Annotated in this window: 14 protein-coding genes; 2 read left to right on the forward strand and 12 right to left on the reverse strand. The window is 61.1% G+C overall.

The features are described 5' to 3' along the window. Positions 1 to 24: 24 nt before the first annotated feature. Positions 25 to 531 carry an HAD family hydrolase gene (locus AC13CE_RS07340; protein WP_482972031.1) on the reverse strand — a complete coding sequence of 169 codons (507 nt, stop codon included), beginning with the start codon at positions 529 to 531 and terminating at the stop codon, positions 25 to 27. 61 nt (positions 532 to 592) lie between these two features. On the opposite strand from AC13CE_RS07340, the gene glmU reads away from it, so the two are divergent. Continuing rightward, entirely contained in the window at positions 593 to 1,975 is a 1,383-nt protein-coding gene (gene glmU / locus AC13CE_RS07345; RefSeq protein WP_482972032.1) for a bifunctional UDP-N-acetylglucosamine diphosphorylase/glucosamine-1-phosphate N-acetyltransferase GlmU, read from the forward strand. 35 nt (positions 1,976 to 2,010) lie between these two features. Here the strand turns inward: glmU and AC13CE_RS07350 are convergent, their stop codons facing one another. From AC13CE_RS07350 to AC13CE_RS07400, 11 genes are all read right to left on the reverse strand, one after another. After that, on the reverse strand, positions 2,011 to 3,285 hold the full coding sequence (locus tag AC13CE_RS07350; protein WP_482972033.1) for an O-antigen ligase family protein: 1,275 nt from the start codon (positions 3,283 to 3,285) through the stop codon (positions 2,011 to 2,013). A 163-nt stretch (positions 3,286 to 3,448) separates the two neighbouring features. Continuing rightward, entirely contained in the window at positions 3,449 to 5,581 is a 2,133-nt protein-coding gene (locus AC13CE_RS07355) for a prolyl oligopeptidase family serine peptidase (RefSeq protein ID WP_482972034.1), read from the reverse strand. Between the two features lie 98 nt (positions 5,582 to 5,679). Next, positions 5,680 to 6,093 (reverse strand): phosphatase PAP2 family protein, encoded by a 414-nt coding sequence (locus tag AC13CE_RS07360; protein ID WP_482972039.1) that lies wholly within the window; start codon positions 6,091 to 6,093, stop codon positions 5,680 to 5,682. Beyond that, positions 5,981 to 6,679 carry a hypothetical protein gene (locus AC13CE_RS07365; protein ID WP_482972040.1) on the reverse strand — a complete coding sequence of 233 codons (699 nt, stop codon included), beginning with the start codon at positions 6,677 to 6,679 and terminating at the stop codon, positions 5,981 to 5,983. Before AC13CE_RS07365 ends, AC13CE_RS07360 begins: the two co-directional genes overlap by 113 nt. Positions 6,680 to 6,800: 121 nt before the next feature. Beyond that, entirely contained in the window at positions 6,801 to 7,058 is a 258-nt protein-coding gene (locus AC13CE_RS07370) for an ATP synthase F1 subunit epsilon (protein ID WP_221539190.1), read from the reverse strand. Between the two features lie 4 nt (positions 7,059 to 7,062). After that, positions 7,063 to 8,520: a F0F1 ATP synthase subunit beta gene (gene atpD, locus AC13CE_RS07375; protein ID WP_221539188.1), complete on the reverse strand. Its 1,458-nt coding sequence runs from the start codon at positions 8,518 to 8,520 to the stop codon at positions 7,063 to 7,065. A gap of 20 nt (positions 8,521 to 8,540) precedes the next feature. Then, a complete protein-coding gene (locus AC13CE_RS07380; RefSeq protein WP_482972035.1) occupies positions 8,541 to 8,903 on the reverse strand; it encodes a hypothetical protein in 363 nt (120 codons plus the stop codon). Positions 8,904 to 8,915: 12 nt separating this feature from the next. Further along, a complete protein-coding gene (locus AC13CE_RS07385) occupies positions 8,916 to 9,788 on the reverse strand; it encodes a F0F1 ATP synthase subunit gamma (protein WP_482972036.1) in 873 nt (290 codons plus the stop codon). A 27-nt stretch (positions 9,789 to 9,815) separates the two neighbouring features. After that, positions 9,816 to 11,345 carry a F0F1 ATP synthase subunit alpha gene (atpA, locus tag AC13CE_RS07390; RefSeq protein WP_221539181.1) on the reverse strand — a complete coding sequence of 510 codons (1,530 nt, stop codon included), beginning with the start codon at positions 11,343 to 11,345 and terminating at the stop codon, positions 9,816 to 9,818. Between the two features lie 12 nt (positions 11,346 to 11,357). Further along, entirely contained in the window at positions 11,358 to 11,912 is a 555-nt protein-coding gene (locus tag AC13CE_RS07395) for a F0F1 ATP synthase subunit delta (RefSeq protein ID WP_221539179.1), read from the reverse strand. Positions 11,913 to 12,186: 274 nt separating this feature from the next. Beyond that, entirely contained in the window at positions 12,187 to 13,836 is a 1,650-nt protein-coding gene (locus AC13CE_RS07400) for a S1 family peptidase (protein WP_482972037.1), read from the reverse strand. A gap of 38 nt (positions 13,837 to 13,874) precedes the next feature. On the opposite strand from AC13CE_RS07400, the gene AC13CE_RS07405 reads away from it, so the two are divergent. Beyond that, positions 13,875 to 14,210, forward strand: a complete 336-nt coding sequence (locus AC13CE_RS07405; protein WP_482972038.1) for an Ada metal-binding domain-containing protein — start codon at positions 13,875 to 13,877, stop codon at positions 14,208 to 14,210. The last annotated feature ends 128 nt before the right edge of the window (positions 14,211 to 14,338 follow it).

Raw genomic sequence — 14,338 nt, forward strand, 5'->3', positions numbered from 1 at the left:
CCCCGGATCGCTATCAAAAAGGGTTCAAAGAATGCCCACTCGGCATCCTCCATCAGCAACCGCGCCAAGATAACCTCCGCAAAAGCTATCTTGAATCACATCTCGCAGCGATTGTGAATCCAGTTTGTCAACAGGGCCTAGACCAAGTGTATCGAGAATGCCCCAGGCGAAGCCTTCGAACTTGTTGGTAACGACCCCGAGGCGCACACCGCGGCCAGCCAATTCGTCCAGCGTCTCGACAGCGTGAGGATAGGGGCGAGTGTGGACCGCGTAATTCTCGCCGTAATAGGCCAGCATTACTTTGTATACATCGCGAAACTCTTCGTGCGACATGCCACCCTGCGCATCTACGGCCTGTTTCAGCATGATTTTCGCCCCGCCGCCGATCAGGTCGCTCGCGCTGTCGATCGGCACTGCGGCAAAACCCGCGAACGCCAGCGCGTGGTTTACGGCCGTGCCGAGATCGCGATGCGTTTCGAGAAGGGTGCCATCAAGGTCGAAAGCGACAATATCGAAGGGAAAATCAGCCATCCGGCCGGAAGTGCAGGATGGTTCTTCAAACTGCAAGCGATTGGTGGCATGGCGCCATCCCATGAACAAAAGCCGTGAATTCGCCGTCGTCATCCTTGCAGCCGGCAAGGGCTCGCGCCTCAAAAGCAAGCTTCACAAGGTCCTCCACAATATCGCAGGAAGGCCGATTATCGAGCATCTTATGGCCCAGGTGCAGATACTAGAGCCCGCCAAGACAATCGTCATCGTAGGCGACGAACGTGAACAGGTCATCGATCAAGTTTCCGATCGCGCGATCTGCGTAGTGCAGGAGCCGCAGCTCGGAACGGGGCACGCAGTGGCGCAGGCCAAGGATGAGCTGGCCGGGTTCGAAGGCGATGTGATCATGTTACTGGGTGACGCACCCTTCATTACCGCCAAAACCATCATCGGAATGCTCGAAAGATTACGCGCACATGACGAAACTGCAGTGGTCGTGCTCGGTTTCGAGCCGGACGATGCGCTGCAATACGGCCGCGTCATCACGCATTCCGACATGACGATCGAAAAAATGGTCGAGTTCAAGGACGCAAACGAAGCGGAACGCGCCACACGGCTATGCAATTCGGGTCTGATGGCTGCACGCGGCAAGGACCTTTTCGACCTGCTGGAGCGCGTCGACAACGATAATGCGCAGGGAGAATATTACCTTCCCGACATCGTCAACGTAGCGGTACGGGAAGGGCACACTTGCGCTGCCGTAGTGGCGGATAAGCCGGAAGAGGTACTCGGCATCAATTCACGCAAGGAACTCGCCGCGGCGGAGCGTCAGTGGCAGGAATTGCGGCGGGAGGAGGCGCTGGAGAATGGTGTCACGTTGAAAGCCCCAGATACGGTGTTCTTCAGTTACGATACCGAACTCGCTACCGATGTGACGATCGAACCCAATGTCGTTTTCGGCCCCGGGGTGAAGGTCGAGCGCGGCGCACGTATCCGCGCATTCAGCCACCTTGAGGGCGCACATGTCGGGGAGGATTGCGAAGTGGGTCCCTATGCCCGCCTGCGTCCGGGCGCTGTCATGGAGAAGGCGTCCAAGGTCGGAAACTTCGTCGAGATGAAAAAGGCCACGCTGGGCGAAGGCGCGAAAGCCAATCACCTGAGTTATCTGGGCGATGCCTCTGTGGGGGCGGGCGCGAATATCGGGGCAGGGACCATTACCTGCAATTATGACGGTTATTTCAAGCATCAGACCAGGATCGGCGAACGTGCCTTTATCGGCAGCAACAGCTCGTTGATCGCGCCGGTATCCATCGGTGCGGATGCAATCGTGGCAGCGGGCAGCGCCGTGAGCCGTGATGTGGCGGCGGGAGAGCTACGCATGGTGCGGGCCGAACAGCTGGTAAAGCCGGGCTGGGCCGATCGCTTTCACGACGCGATGAAGAAGAAAAAGGCTGCGGAGAAAAAGGGCAAGGAACCGGAAGACTGAGCGACCCGCCGCTTCACACGGCTGCGTGGTGCGGTTCAGCGTATGCTCGCCGCTGGTTCGCTCCGCGCATCGGATGCCGCTTTTATCAGCGCGCATGCGATCACGAAGATCATGGCCGGAAAGGGATAGTATAACGGTCCGTCGAGTACGGAGACCGCGCCAACACCGAGTACGACCGCGACGGGTGTCACGAAGCGTTTGGGTGCGTTGAGTACTCCCGATACGCTGCCGCGCAAGGCGGTCCACAGGAGGACGGCTGCTGCTGCGGTTCCGATCAGGCCCCATTGTACCAGCGATTGAAGCACCGTGTTATGCGGATGATTGGCGACCCACAGGTCGCGTACCATATAGCGGAATTGCCCCACCCCGTAGCCGATGAGCGGGTGTTCCACGAAACGCTCGATGGCACGCTCCCACAGCAACATTCTGCCCTCGCCCATATTCACCGTGTCTGTCTGTCCCGCGAGGGTCAGGAACAACCGGTCGACGCCCCAGTGGTCTCCAGGCGGCACATGAATCATCGAGAGCGGTATGGAGGCGGCAAACAGCGCAAGAATCAGCCATAGATTGGCCTTGCGCCGCGACTTGTCGCCAACGATTGCACAGAAGAGCGCGGCTCCCAGCGCTGCAAGGATCGCCGCCCGTCCGCCGGTCAAGTTGGCAAAGGTCAGACCGAAGAGCAGGAATAGCGCGAATATGAAGCGTTCCCCCCGCCTGTCGGAGGTCGTCAGAAGCCCGGCAGCGAGCGCGACGTGTATAGTGGCCAGATAGCCGAGGTGGCGGACGTTAGACACGCCGACATAGAATCTTCGCCAGTCATAGGCAGGGTTGCCGGATTCGAAGGCGATAACGACGTAGGCGAGGATGAATTGCAGCGTGATGCCGACAAGGATTGCAAAGAAGAGCGCCCTGACCTCTTCTGCCCGGCGCGAGACATAGGCGGAATAAACCAGCCAAGCCATCAGGAGATGCGCAACCGTGCTCGTCAGGTAGTAGGTGGCGGCGCTCTCGCTCGGTGCAGTAAACTTTGCCGAGAAGATCGAAACCCCGACGATCGTCAGAGCCGCTAACAGATTGGCATTTGCCGGACGGACGACCGTGATCGACTTAGTTGTCGAGAGTGCGAAGAAGATGCCGAGTATCAGCCACTGGCACAGCACGAGGAACGGCATGTGCACGACCAGATGCGGGGTGACATAACTCGCCCAGCCATTCAGGACCGGGACAATGGCGAGGAGGAACAGAAGCGGGAAGAACCGGCCCGACGACAGGAGGGTTTGCAAAATGCTCCTGTCGTTCTCGATCATCATGACGTTTTTCCGATCCCCGCTTCGGCCACAGATTCGTTTCTCTAGACAATCAGGCGTTGATCAAATGTTGACGCGAACGATTCGGCGCTCGTAGTAGAACCGTCATTACGCAAGATAGGTTCAGTCTGCGGTCGCCGTCCCTCCGCCAAGCGTCGGACACATTTTATTCGGCCGGGTTGTCGTACATCAAACGCTGCATCAGATAAACCATCTGCAGCGCCTGAAGCTGGGCGCGTTGTTCGTTGTCCACACCGCCAGAATGGCCGCCCGTAGTTTCCTCGTAATACCAGTATGGCTGGCCGAGTGCCTTCAGCTTCGCGGCACCCTTGCGCGCATGCGCAGGATGGGTGCGATCGTCGGCGGTCGAGGCCCACAGGAACGGTTCGGGATAGTCCACGCCCTCGACCAGCTTCTGGTAGGGCGAATAGCCTTCGATCCAGGCGCGCTGCTCTGGGATACGGGGATCGCCATATTCGCCAATCCAAGAAGCGCCCCGGCCGATCAGGTGATAGCGGAGCATGTCGAAGAGCGGAATCTGGACGATTGCGGCATCGAACAGATCGGGCCGTTGGGTGAAAGCCGTACCGACCAGCAGGCCGCCCTGCGAACCGCCCTGGATGCCCAGATGGTCGGGCGAGGTTATGCCGCGTTTCACCAGATCCTCGGCGACGGCAATGAAGTCATCCCAGGTGCGCTGCTTGTTCTCTCGGATGGCGGTCTGGTGCCACATCGGGCCGAACTCGCCGCCGCCGCGCATGTTCGCGAGGACATAGGCGCCACCCTTTTCGAGCCACAGCTTGCCAGTCGTTCCAAGGTAGCCGGGCAGGCGGGGAACCTGGAAGCCGCCATAACCGGTCAGGAGCGTGGCAGTGCTCCCGTCCATCACCATGCCCTCGGGTTTGACGAGGAAGTAGGGGATCTTGGTCCCGTCCTTGCTGATCGCTTCGAACTGCTCGACTTCCATGCCCGCGGGATCGAAATAAGCGGGCGAAGTCTTGATGATTTCCGGAGTTGAAGATCCGTCGGAATAATAGAGCGCACTGGGTTCAAGGAAATTGGTCACCGAATACATGATGTCTTCGGATTCGTTCGATGTTGCCGCGACACCAACCGTGGCATTGTCGGGCAGGGCTATTTCGCTGCTGACCCACTGTCCGTCTTCGTAATCGAACTTCAGAACCTTGCCGATCACGTTGTCGAGGATGTTGATATAGGCGCTGCTGGCAGTCGATCCGCCACCCTGTTTCGTCTGGCGGTCACCCGGTGCCCAGACGAGCGTCTTTTCCGCACCGTTGGGATCGGCCAGCCACTCTTCCAGATTCGCGGAAATCAGGGCATCTGCCGGGAAGGTCTGGTCGCCGACCGTCCAGTCGACATCGGTGGAGAACAGCATCTGGCCATCGATAATTCCGCCGAGCGATGACTTCTCCGGCATTTCCAGCCTGACCCATTCGCCGTTCTGTTGCAGATACCAGGCGCGGTCATGGAAGGAGGTTCCGCGCATGGCGGTGTAACCATGCACAGTGCCCGCGGAATCGCGCAGCAGGCTTGCACCCGCCCACACGTCGTCCGGTTCGCCGCGGTAGATTTCCGGGGCGCTGGACAGCTCAGTTCCGCGTTTCCAGAGGCGGGTGGTGAAGGGATATTCGCTTTCTGTGAGCGTGCCTTCGCCAAAGTCCCGGCTAACCAGCAAGGTATCGCGGTCGAGCCATTCGATACCGCCCTGGCTTTCGCTGTCGATGACGAAGCCGCCTTCCACGAAGCTCCGCGTTTGCATGTCGAATTCGCGCAAGATGGTGGCGTCCTTGCCCCCGTCGGACAGGGCAATCATGCAATAGCGCATTTCCGGCGGCAGGCAGGTCGAACCCTTGTAAACCCATTCCTTGCCTTCGGCAGCGGCAAGTGCGTCGATATCCAGTACGGTTTCCCATACGGTTTCATCGCTGCGATAGCTTTCCAGGGTAGTGCGCCGAAGCACACCCTTCGGATTCTGCTTGTCCTGCCAGAAGTTGTAGAGGCCATCCGGGCGGAACGACACGTAAGGAATCTTGTCTTCGCTGTCGTAGATTGCCAACGCTTCGGCCTTGAGTTGCTCGAAACGCGGATCGGCGGTCATATGTGCAGTAGTCCGCTCGTTCTCCGCTTCGACCCACGCCAGCGCTTCGTCGCTGCGGGCCTCTTCCAGCCAGATATGCGGATCTTCTTCTGGGCCGGGCACGCCGTCTTGTGCCATTGTCACGCTACTCATTCCAAATGCCATGGCTGCGCCAATGGCGAGTGTCGATACGCATTTCATGCTGTGCGTCCCTCCTTGCAGATCTGTCGGTATGCCTGCGGGCGCGCGAAGTGTAAAATCGCTTGTCGGCTCCCGACTGCTGTTGGTCGAAACGTGTTCTACCGGTCGGTTTTGGAATAAAGCACAGGGCGTCGGCCAAGCGTTAATTCACGTCCCTCTAACCAGCCGAGATATTTGCCTGCAAGCCACCAGACGAGCAGCACTAGCGGTGCGGAAACGAGGCCGTCGGTCGCGTAGTGCCAGCCCAGGTGGATCGATCCGATGTAGATGGCTGCTGCATAGGCCCAGCCGACGAGGGTGAGCACTTTCACCCGATACCTTTGAATCCACAGAGCCGCGGCGACGGCAATTGCGACGTGGATCGATGGCATGGCGGAGATACCGCTGATCAAAAGCGGGTTATCCATGGTCGCGATCAAGGCGTCCTTGATCCCGATGACTGACGGAGCACGTTGTTGCAGGACCGAGAGCATGGGATCGAAACTGCGATCGGCGAAGAAGTCTCCGACCATTACGGGCCCAACCGATGACATCAGCATGGCTGCCCCCCCCGCCAAGCGCCAGCCAGATAAACTGCAAGAGCAGGGTAAAGCGGATCTTCTGGATCTCGTCGAACGAGAAAGCCACCCAGACCGCCAAACCGATGTGAACGAAGTGCCATGCGTTATAGAGCCAAACTATCGGTTGTGTCGCCCAATCGAACAGGGCGTAGGTGATCCTCCATGGATCGGTTCCGAAGAACAGGAACCGGTCGAGTTCGATCAGGAAGGGATCAAGGTAGAACGGTATCACGAAGGGGATCGATTTCTTGATCCCGCTGAACGCTTCGAGCGTGACTGCAAGCGAAAGGTAGAGGGCAACTGCCCATAGTAGCTTGGGCCAGTGCTCCCGCACATCGCTGACGAGCTGGCGCGTGGGTGATGGATGACGTTTCAGCATCAGGCGAAGTGGCTGCGCGCAGATGAAAAGCGGAATGACGAGAACCGCTATCGTAACGAACGAGTTGCCCCGGCTGTTGTCGGGTAGGGGCAAGGATGCAGCGGCAAGGGCAATCGCTATGACCGTCAGATAGCCGAATGAAATTCCGCGAAGCACCATCCTGCTGGGTTATCCCGCACTTACGGACCGGGAAAGTTGCGAATTGGCATTACCCCCAACTGGAAGCAAAAAGGGCGACCCAAACGGGCCGCCCTTCAAATGCTCTAATCGATGCGCAGGCTCAGCCTTCGACGTGTTCCGCCAGAACCGTGAGACCCTTTTCGCTGACTTCGGCGAAGCCGCCGCGCACTTCGATCGTCTCGGGGGCAGAGCCTTCGGTCTTGTACACCTGCACGTCGCCATCGTGGATGGTGGACATGAAAGGCGCGTGGCCCTCGAGCACGCCGAAATCGCCTTCCGCACCGGGCACGACGACCATGTGGACGTCTTCCGAGCGGACCAGTTTTTCCGGCGTGACGAGTTCGAAGTGAAGGGCCATATCCTTACGATTCCTCGGCGAGCTTCTTGGCCTTCTCGACCGCCTGGTCGATACCGCCAACCATATAGAAGGCGCTTTCCGGCAGGTGGTCGTATTCGCCGTCGACGACAGCCTTGAACGACTTCACCGTGTCTTCCAGCTGAACGAACACACCCGGGATGTTGGTGAAGACTTCGGCCACGTGGAACGGCTGCGAAAGGAAGCGCTGGATCTTGCGGGCGCGGGCCACGGTCAGCTTATCTTCTTCGCTTAGTTCGTCCATACCGAGGATGGCGATGATGTCCTGGAGGCTCTTGTACTTCTGGAGCGTTTCCTGGACGCGGCGGGCGGTTTCGTAGTGTTCCTGGCCGACGACGCGCGGTTCCAGAACGCGGCTGGTCGAGTCGAGCGGGTCGACTGCCGGGTAGATGCCGAGCTCGGAGATGGCGCGGGACAGGGTGGTCGTCGCGTCAAGGTGGGCGAACGAGGTTGCCGGTGCCGGGTCGGTAAGGTCGTCGGCGGGAACGTAGATGGCCTGGACCGAGGTAATCGAACCCTTGGTGGTCGAGGTGATGCGTTCCTGCAGGTTACCCATGTCGGTCGACAGGGTCGGCTGATAGCCCACGGCCGAAGGAATACGGCCGAGCAGTGCGGACACTTCCGAACCGGCCTGCGTGAAGCGGAAGATGTTGTCGACGAAGAACAGGACGTCCTGGCCTTCCTCGTCACGGAAATATTCCGCCATCGTCAGACCCGACAAGGCGACGCGGGCACGTGCGCCCGGAGGTTCGTTCATCTGGCCGAAGACCAGTGCGACCTTCGAGCCTTCAGAGATGGCTTCGCCAGCTTCGTTCTTGGCGATGACGCCAGCGTCGAGGAATTCGTGGTAGAGGTCGTTACCTTCGCGGGTACGTTCACCCACGCCGGCGAAGACGGACACGCCGCCGTGACCCTTGGCGATGTTGTTGATCAGTTCCTGGATCAGCACGGTCTTGCCGACGCCGGCACCGCCGAACAGGCCGATCTTGCCGCCACGCGCATAGGGCGCGAGCAGGTCGATGACCTTGATGCCGGTTACGAGGATGGCCGCTTCGGTCGACTGGTCGACGAACAGCGGGGCTTCCGCGTGGATGGGCATGGTGCGTTCTGCACCGACCGGGCCGCGCTCGTCGATCGGCTCGCCGATAACGTTCATGATGCGGCCGAGCGTCTTCGGTCCGACGGGGACCGAGATCTGGGCGCCGGTATTGATGACTTCCTGCCCGCGGGTCAGGCCGTCGGTGCCGTCCATCGCGATCGTGCGCACGGTGTTTTCACCGAGGTGCTGTGCGACTTCGAGAACGAGCGTGTTGTCGCCGTTCTTCGTCTCCAGCGCGGTCAGGATCGGCGGCAGTTCACCCGGGAAGGCGACGTCGACGACGGCGCCGATGACCTGGGCGATGGTGCCGTTGGGGCTCTGGTTAAGTTTGGGTGCGGTGGCCATGATATCGGTATCCTACTGGCTCAGGAGTCTTGGTGGTGAGCGCCGTGCTCGGCACAAAGGTTTTCGGCGTCTTCCAGCATCCAATCGGTATTGTCTTCGTTGGCGGCCAGAGTGGCTTCGTGACGCAGGTATTCGTCTTCGCCGAGGCTGAATTCGCACGAGACGGTATCGGCACCCATCGCACGGCGGCAGATGGCTTCGTTGACCGGTTCCGCGCCTTCACAGGTTTCGGCGAAGGTCCGCTTGAAGAAAGCCTGGTCGGGCGGAGGAAGCGTGCTCTCGGGTTCTGGCGCAGCCACTTCAGTGGCAGCCGGTTCGGGCGCAGACTCTTCGCCGCAAGCGGCGAGTGCGAAAATCGGAAGGAGGAGGGCGAGTTTCTTCACTTGTGGCTTCCTTTAAAGGGCTTCCGCACCGGCGATGATTTCGATCAGCTCGGTGGTGATGGCGGCCTGGCGGCTGCGGTTGTACTGGATCGTCAGCTTCTGGATCAGCTCGCCCGCGTTGCGTGTGGCATTGTCCATAGCAGTCATCGAAGCGCCCTGTTCCGACGCCTCACGCTCGAGCAGTGCGCCGAACAGCTGCGTCTTCACATAGCGCGGCAGCAGCTCTTCGAGGATTTCCTCTTCGCCCGGCTCGTATTCGACCACGGCATCGCCGCCGGTGCCTTCGCCTTCCGGCGCCGGAACGGGAATGAGCTGGTCGACCGTGGGATCCTGCGCAAGCGCGGATTTGAAGATGGGGTAGACAAGGTGCGCAACATCGAATTCGCCGCTCTCGAAGCGGGCGATCAGATCGTCGGCGATTTCCTCGGCTTCCTCGAAGCCCGGCTGGCGCACGTTCGAGGTGTCGTAATGCTTCTTGATCCGGTCTGCATAGTCGCGCTTGATGGGTGCACGGCCTTTCTTGCCGACGAGATAGAACTCCACGTCCTTGCCTTCGGCGATCAGCGCCCGCGCCTTGACCTTGGCGGCCTTGACGATGCTGGCGTTGAGACCGCCGCACAGGCCCTTGTCGGTGTTCACGACGACCAGCAGGTGGCGCTGGTCCGAACCGGTGCCGCGCAGCAGCTTGGGCGCACTGTCGCCACTCACCTTGCCGGCGAGCGAGGCCATCACGCCCGACAGCCGTTCGGCATAGGGACGCGCGGCTTCGGCAGCGGCCTGCGCACGGCGCAGCTTGGCCGCAGCGACCATCTGCTTGGCCTTGGTGATCTTCTGGGTCGACTTGACCGAGTTGATCCGGCCCTTGAGTTCTTTAAGCGAGGCCATGACGGCTCCCTGTTAGTCTCGTGGGTCTCAGGCGAACTGCTTGGCGAAGGTCTTGAGCGCGTCGACGACCTTGTCCTTCACATCGTCTTCGAACTTGCCGGTGGTGCGGATGGTTTCGAGAACGTCGCCGTGCTCTGAACGCATGTAGCTGAGCATCTGTTCTTCGTAGTCGGTCACGCGTTCCACCGCGACATCGTCGAGGTAGCCGTTGGTGCCGGCGAAGATCGAAACGGTCTGTTCTTCGAAGGGCATGGGCGAGAACTGCGGCTGCTTGAGCAGCTCGGTCAGGCGGGCACCGCGGTTGAGCAGCTTCTGCGTAGCGGCGTCGAGGTCCGAACCGAACTGCGCGAAGGCGGCCATTTCACGGTACTGCGCGAGGTCGAGCTTCATCGAGCCCGAAACCTTCTTCATCGCCTTGGTCTGGGCGGCACCGCCCACACGGCTGACCGAAAGGCCGACATTGATGGCCGGACGGATGCCCTGGTAGAACAGGTCGGTTTCGAGGAAGATCTGGCCGTCTGTGATCGAGATCACGTTGGTCGGGATATAGGCCGACACGTCGCCCGCCTGCGTTTCGATGATCGGCAGCGCGGTCAGCGAACCGCCGCCATTGGCCTTGCTCATCTTGGCCGCGCGCTCGAGCAGGCGGCTGTGGAGGTAGAACACGTCGCCCGGATAGGCTTCACGGCCCGGAGGACGACGAAGCAGCAGCGACATCTGGCGATAGGCCACGGCCTGCTTGGAAAGGTCGTCATACACGATGACGGCGTGCATGCCGTTGTCGCGGAAGAATTCGCCCATCGCGCAGCCGGTGTAGGGTGCGAGATACTGCAGCGGAGCGGGCTCCGATGCGGTTGCGGCGACGACGATCGAATATTCCATCGCGCCGTTTTCTTCGAGCTGCTTGACGATCTGCGCCACGGTCGAACGCTTCTGGCCGACCGCAACGTAGACGCAGTAGAGCTTCTTGCTCTCGTCGTCGCCTGCGTTCAGTTCCTTCTGGTTGATGAAGGTGTCGATCGCGACAGCGGACTTGCCGGTCTGACGGTCGCCAATGATAAGTTCGCGCTGGCCGCGGCCGACGGGAACGAGCGCGTCGATGGCCTTGAGGCCCGACTGCACGGGTTCGGAAACCGATTCACGCGGAATGATGCCCGGCGCCTTTACTTCGACGCGGCGGCGTTCGGTCGATTCGATCGGGCCCTTGCCGTCGATCGGGTTGCCGAGGGCGTCGACCACGCGGCCGAGCAGGCCCTTGCCGACGGGAACGTCCACGATGGTGCCGGTACGCTTGACGGTATCGCCTTCGCCGATTTCGGTGTCGGCGCCGAAGATAACCGCACCGACATTGTCGGCTTCGAGGTTCAGGGCCATGCCCTGGACGCCGTTGGCGAATTCGATCATCTCGCCGGCCTGCACGTTGTCGAGGCCGTGGATACGGGCGATGCCGTCACCGACCGAGAGAACGGAACCGACTTCGCTGACTTCGGCTTCGCTACCGAAGTTGGCGATCTGGTCCTTGATGACCTTGGAGATTTCTGCGGCGCGGATATCCATGTGTTTTGTCCTTTAAGCCTTCATGGCCTGGGCGAGCGAATTGAGACGGGTACGAATCGAGCCGTCGATACGCTTCGATCCGATGGTGACGACGAGGCCGCCGAGCAGTTCGGGGTCGACCTTCGTGGAAAGTTTGACAGTGCGGCCTTCGCGGGCCGTGAGCTTGCTCTTGAGATCGGCAAGCTGCGCGTCGGTCAGCGCGTGGGCGCTGGCGACTTCGGCGGAAACCTCCCCGCGCTGGGCGGCGGCGATGGCGCGGAAGGCACGGATGATGCCCGGAATCTGGCCCAGCCGGCGGTTCTGCGCCAGCGTGCCGAGGAATTTCTGGGTCAGGTCGGAAAGGCCCATGATCGCGGATACACCCCACAGCGCCTTTTCGGCCTGACCGCGCGTCACGCGCGGATTGGTGGTGAGCAGCTTGAGTTCGGGCGATTCGGCAAGACCGGCCTCGAGCTTTTCGAGGTCCGATTCGACCGCCGTGACGGTCCCTGCCTCGCTGGCCAGATCGAATAGGGCCGAGGCATAACGCCCTGCCAGGCTAGCCTGAATACCGGCGGAAATATCCACGCGTCTCTCGTCCTCTAAGGGTCGGAAAAAAGGGTCTGTCGGTCCCAGCCGTTATCGGACGATTATGAATCGCCCCGGCAAGGTTGGCGCGCGCCTAGCAAAGGGGGTGGAGCAAGGCAACCCGAGTCAAGCGGCTTAATGTTGGGACTTCGGTGCGGCAGTCCATCGATCGGCCAGTATATCGGGCTTGCGGCGAGGTTCTGGCGGAGCGGGGTCGGCGGGCCGGCTCTTCCACGCGCGAGGCGCAGGTAGCCGTTGGGGCCCTCTTATATATCTACTCGCGCGCCTCGCACTGATAGACCAGTCGTTCGTTAGGCTGCTGCGGCAGCTGGCCGAGCACCTCGCCTTGTAGATCGCCCAACTGGCTGGCCGCGCCTTCCTCTCCGCATTTGGGAGCGGTATATTTGCTGCGCGCCTCGCGCGCCTCGCTCATCGCGCTGCGCGAAAGCAGGTAACGTTCGGAACGGAAGATGCGGCGGTCGGGGTCGAAGCTGTTGACCGAAACGGCGTCCTCTTCATTGGGAACGAAGACGCGCGACCAGCTGCCCGAAGCATAACCATATTGCGTACGTTCGTTGACACAGCCCTCGGCAGTCCAGTCGAACTCGATATCAGGCGCTTCGGCGCTGGTGATCCGGCTGCGTTCGGGTAGGAGGCGGCACACCAGCTCGGCATCGCCATTGGAATTCACCGCGAGTGGATCCTTGCCGCCCGAACCCGTGGAGCCTTCCTGCATCTCGGCCGCCACGCGGCGATCGATCTCGTCCAGACCGGGGCGGGTGAGGAAAGCAATGAGGGCGACCACGACCAGGAAGGCGGAAATCCCGAAGGCGATGTTGATTTTCCTGCGATGCAGTTCTGCATTCTCTGCCCCGGCATCGAAGCGCTCGTGCCTGCTCCACGCCCAGAGGCCGATCCCGAAGGCGGCGAGCAGAAGAACGAAGGCGAGCGCCATGCGATCCTCGCGGTCCTGCGCTACGCTCAGCTGTGCCTTCAGCAGGGCACGCTCGCGCCGTTCGCGGGTTTCCTCGGCGCGCTGAGCAAGGCTTTGCATTGCTTCCATCTGCTCGCGTTCGAGCCGCTCCTGCTCGGCAGCGTCGAGTTCCTCGAGACTGCGGCAGACATTGTCGTTCAACCTGGGTTCGACGCCGTTGGCCCGCAGGAAAGGCACCAGTTCGCGGTTGGAGACCGCGAAGAAGAATTCGGCATCGCCGCCTTCATTGTCCGCACCGAAGCTGTTGACCCCGACCACACGGCCGCAGGGATCGAGCAGTGGGCCGCCCGAACTGCCACGCGCGATCGGCGCGGTGTGAAGGATCGTATCGAACTGGCGGCTCGGACGTTCGCCCGAAACATAGCCGAGGCTTTTCACCGGCGACATGGAGCGGAAGATGTCGGCCAGATCCAGCCCCTGCGCCCGGTCGACGTTCATGGGGTAGCCCACGCTCGTCACCTGGGCGGCGCTTTCGATCGGCCGCCCCACCAGCGCCAGTGGGGGGAGGCGCAGGCTGCCCGTCAGCTTAACCAGCGCCAGGTCGTTGCGGGCGTTTACCGCGGCCAGCTGCCCATAGACCGCCTCGCCGCCGCCGCTCGGCACGATGCCGATGCGCAGATCCGCATCGTTCATCGCATCGCGGACGACATGGGCATTGGTGACGATCAGGTCCTGTCCGACCGCAAATCCCGTACCGTGGCTGACCGGGAAGATTTCCTCGCCGTCATTGCTGATGATGACCACGCGCACGACCCCGCGCGCCGCGGCATCGATGTCGGCAGGATCGGCATGGGCCAGCGCAGGCGCCAGAAGCGCGAGCGGGGCGGCAATAAGAGAGAGAAGTCGTCCCATCCGCGGCCCTCTTAGCTGGCCCGCGACATTGACCGCAAGCTTCGGGATGCGCCGGTCCGCAGCTTTTGCGATTGCCAAGCTTGCAAGAACGCTATTGGCGATGAAGGATGAAAGCCATGACCCGAACCGAGGACCTGACCGATGACGATCGCTGGCGCATTGCGCTGGCAAAGGACCGGCGCTTCGACGGCGTCTTCGTCACCGGTGTCCATTCGACGGGCATCTATTGCCGCCCTTCCTGCCCGGCGCGCGCGCCCAGGCGCGAGAACGTTCGCTTTTACGCGAACTGCGACGCGGCCGAGGCGGCAGGCCTGCGCGCCTGCAAGCGCTGCGCACCGGACCAGCAAAGCCGCGAGGAGGCGGCAGTACTGGCTGCGCTGAAGGCACTGCGCGAGGCGGAAGAGGCGGTTTCGCTCGAACGCCTGGGGCAGCTTACGGGCCTATTGTGTTGAAAAACTCGGCCTGACCCGATCCGCAGCCGATTTTCCGTAATAATGATTCAACGGGAGAAGGCGTCTTGAAGTAATGATGCGGGCATGAGCTCTTATGAGTTTTAATATTTCCCGCCAAAGGTGCCTGC

The organism is Qipengyuania sp. B-5 (assembly GCF_056857815.1).

Excerpts from the sequence above, each read along its gene's own strand:
- AC13CE_RS07340 (WP_482972031.1), bottom strand. The coding sequence starts at position 531 with ATGGCTGATTTTCCCTTCGATATTGTCGCTTTCGACCTTGATGGCACC.
- glmU (WP_482972032.1), top strand. The coding sequence starts at position 593 with ATGAACAAAAGCCGTGAATTCGCCGTCGTCATCCTTGCAGCCGGCAAG.
- AC13CE_RS07350 (WP_482972033.1), bottom strand. The coding sequence starts at position 3,285 with ATGATGATCGAGAACGACAGGAGCATTTTGCAAACCCTCCTGTCGTCG.
- AC13CE_RS07355 (WP_482972034.1), bottom strand. The coding sequence starts at position 5,581 with ATGAAATGCGTATCGACACTCGCCATTGGCGCAGCCATGGCATTTGGA.
- AC13CE_RS07360 (WP_482972039.1), bottom strand. The coding sequence starts at position 6,093 with ATGGTCGGAGACTTCTTCGCCGATCGCAGTTTCGATCCCATGCTCTCG.
- AC13CE_RS07365 (WP_482972040.1), bottom strand. The coding sequence starts at position 6,679 with ATGGTGCTTCGCGGAATTTCATTCGGCTATCTGACGGTCATAGCGATT.
- AC13CE_RS07370 (WP_221539190.1), bottom strand. The coding sequence starts at position 7,058 with ATGGCCCTTCACTTCGAACTCGTCACGCCGGAAAAACTGGTCCGCTCG.
- atpD (WP_221539188.1), bottom strand. The coding sequence starts at position 8,520 with ATGGCCACCGCACCCAAACTTAACCAGAGCCCCAACGGCACCATCGCC.
- AC13CE_RS07385 (WP_482972036.1), bottom strand. The coding sequence starts at position 9,788 with ATGGCCTCGCTTAAAGAACTCAAGGGCCGGATCAACTCGGTCAAGTCG.
- atpA (WP_221539181.1), bottom strand. The coding sequence starts at position 11,345 with ATGGATATCCGCGCCGCAGAAATCTCCAAGGTCATCAAGGACCAGATC.
- AC13CE_RS07405 (WP_482972038.1), top strand. The coding sequence starts at position 13,875 with ATGACCCGAACCGAGGACCTGACCGATGACGATCGCTGGCGCATTGCG.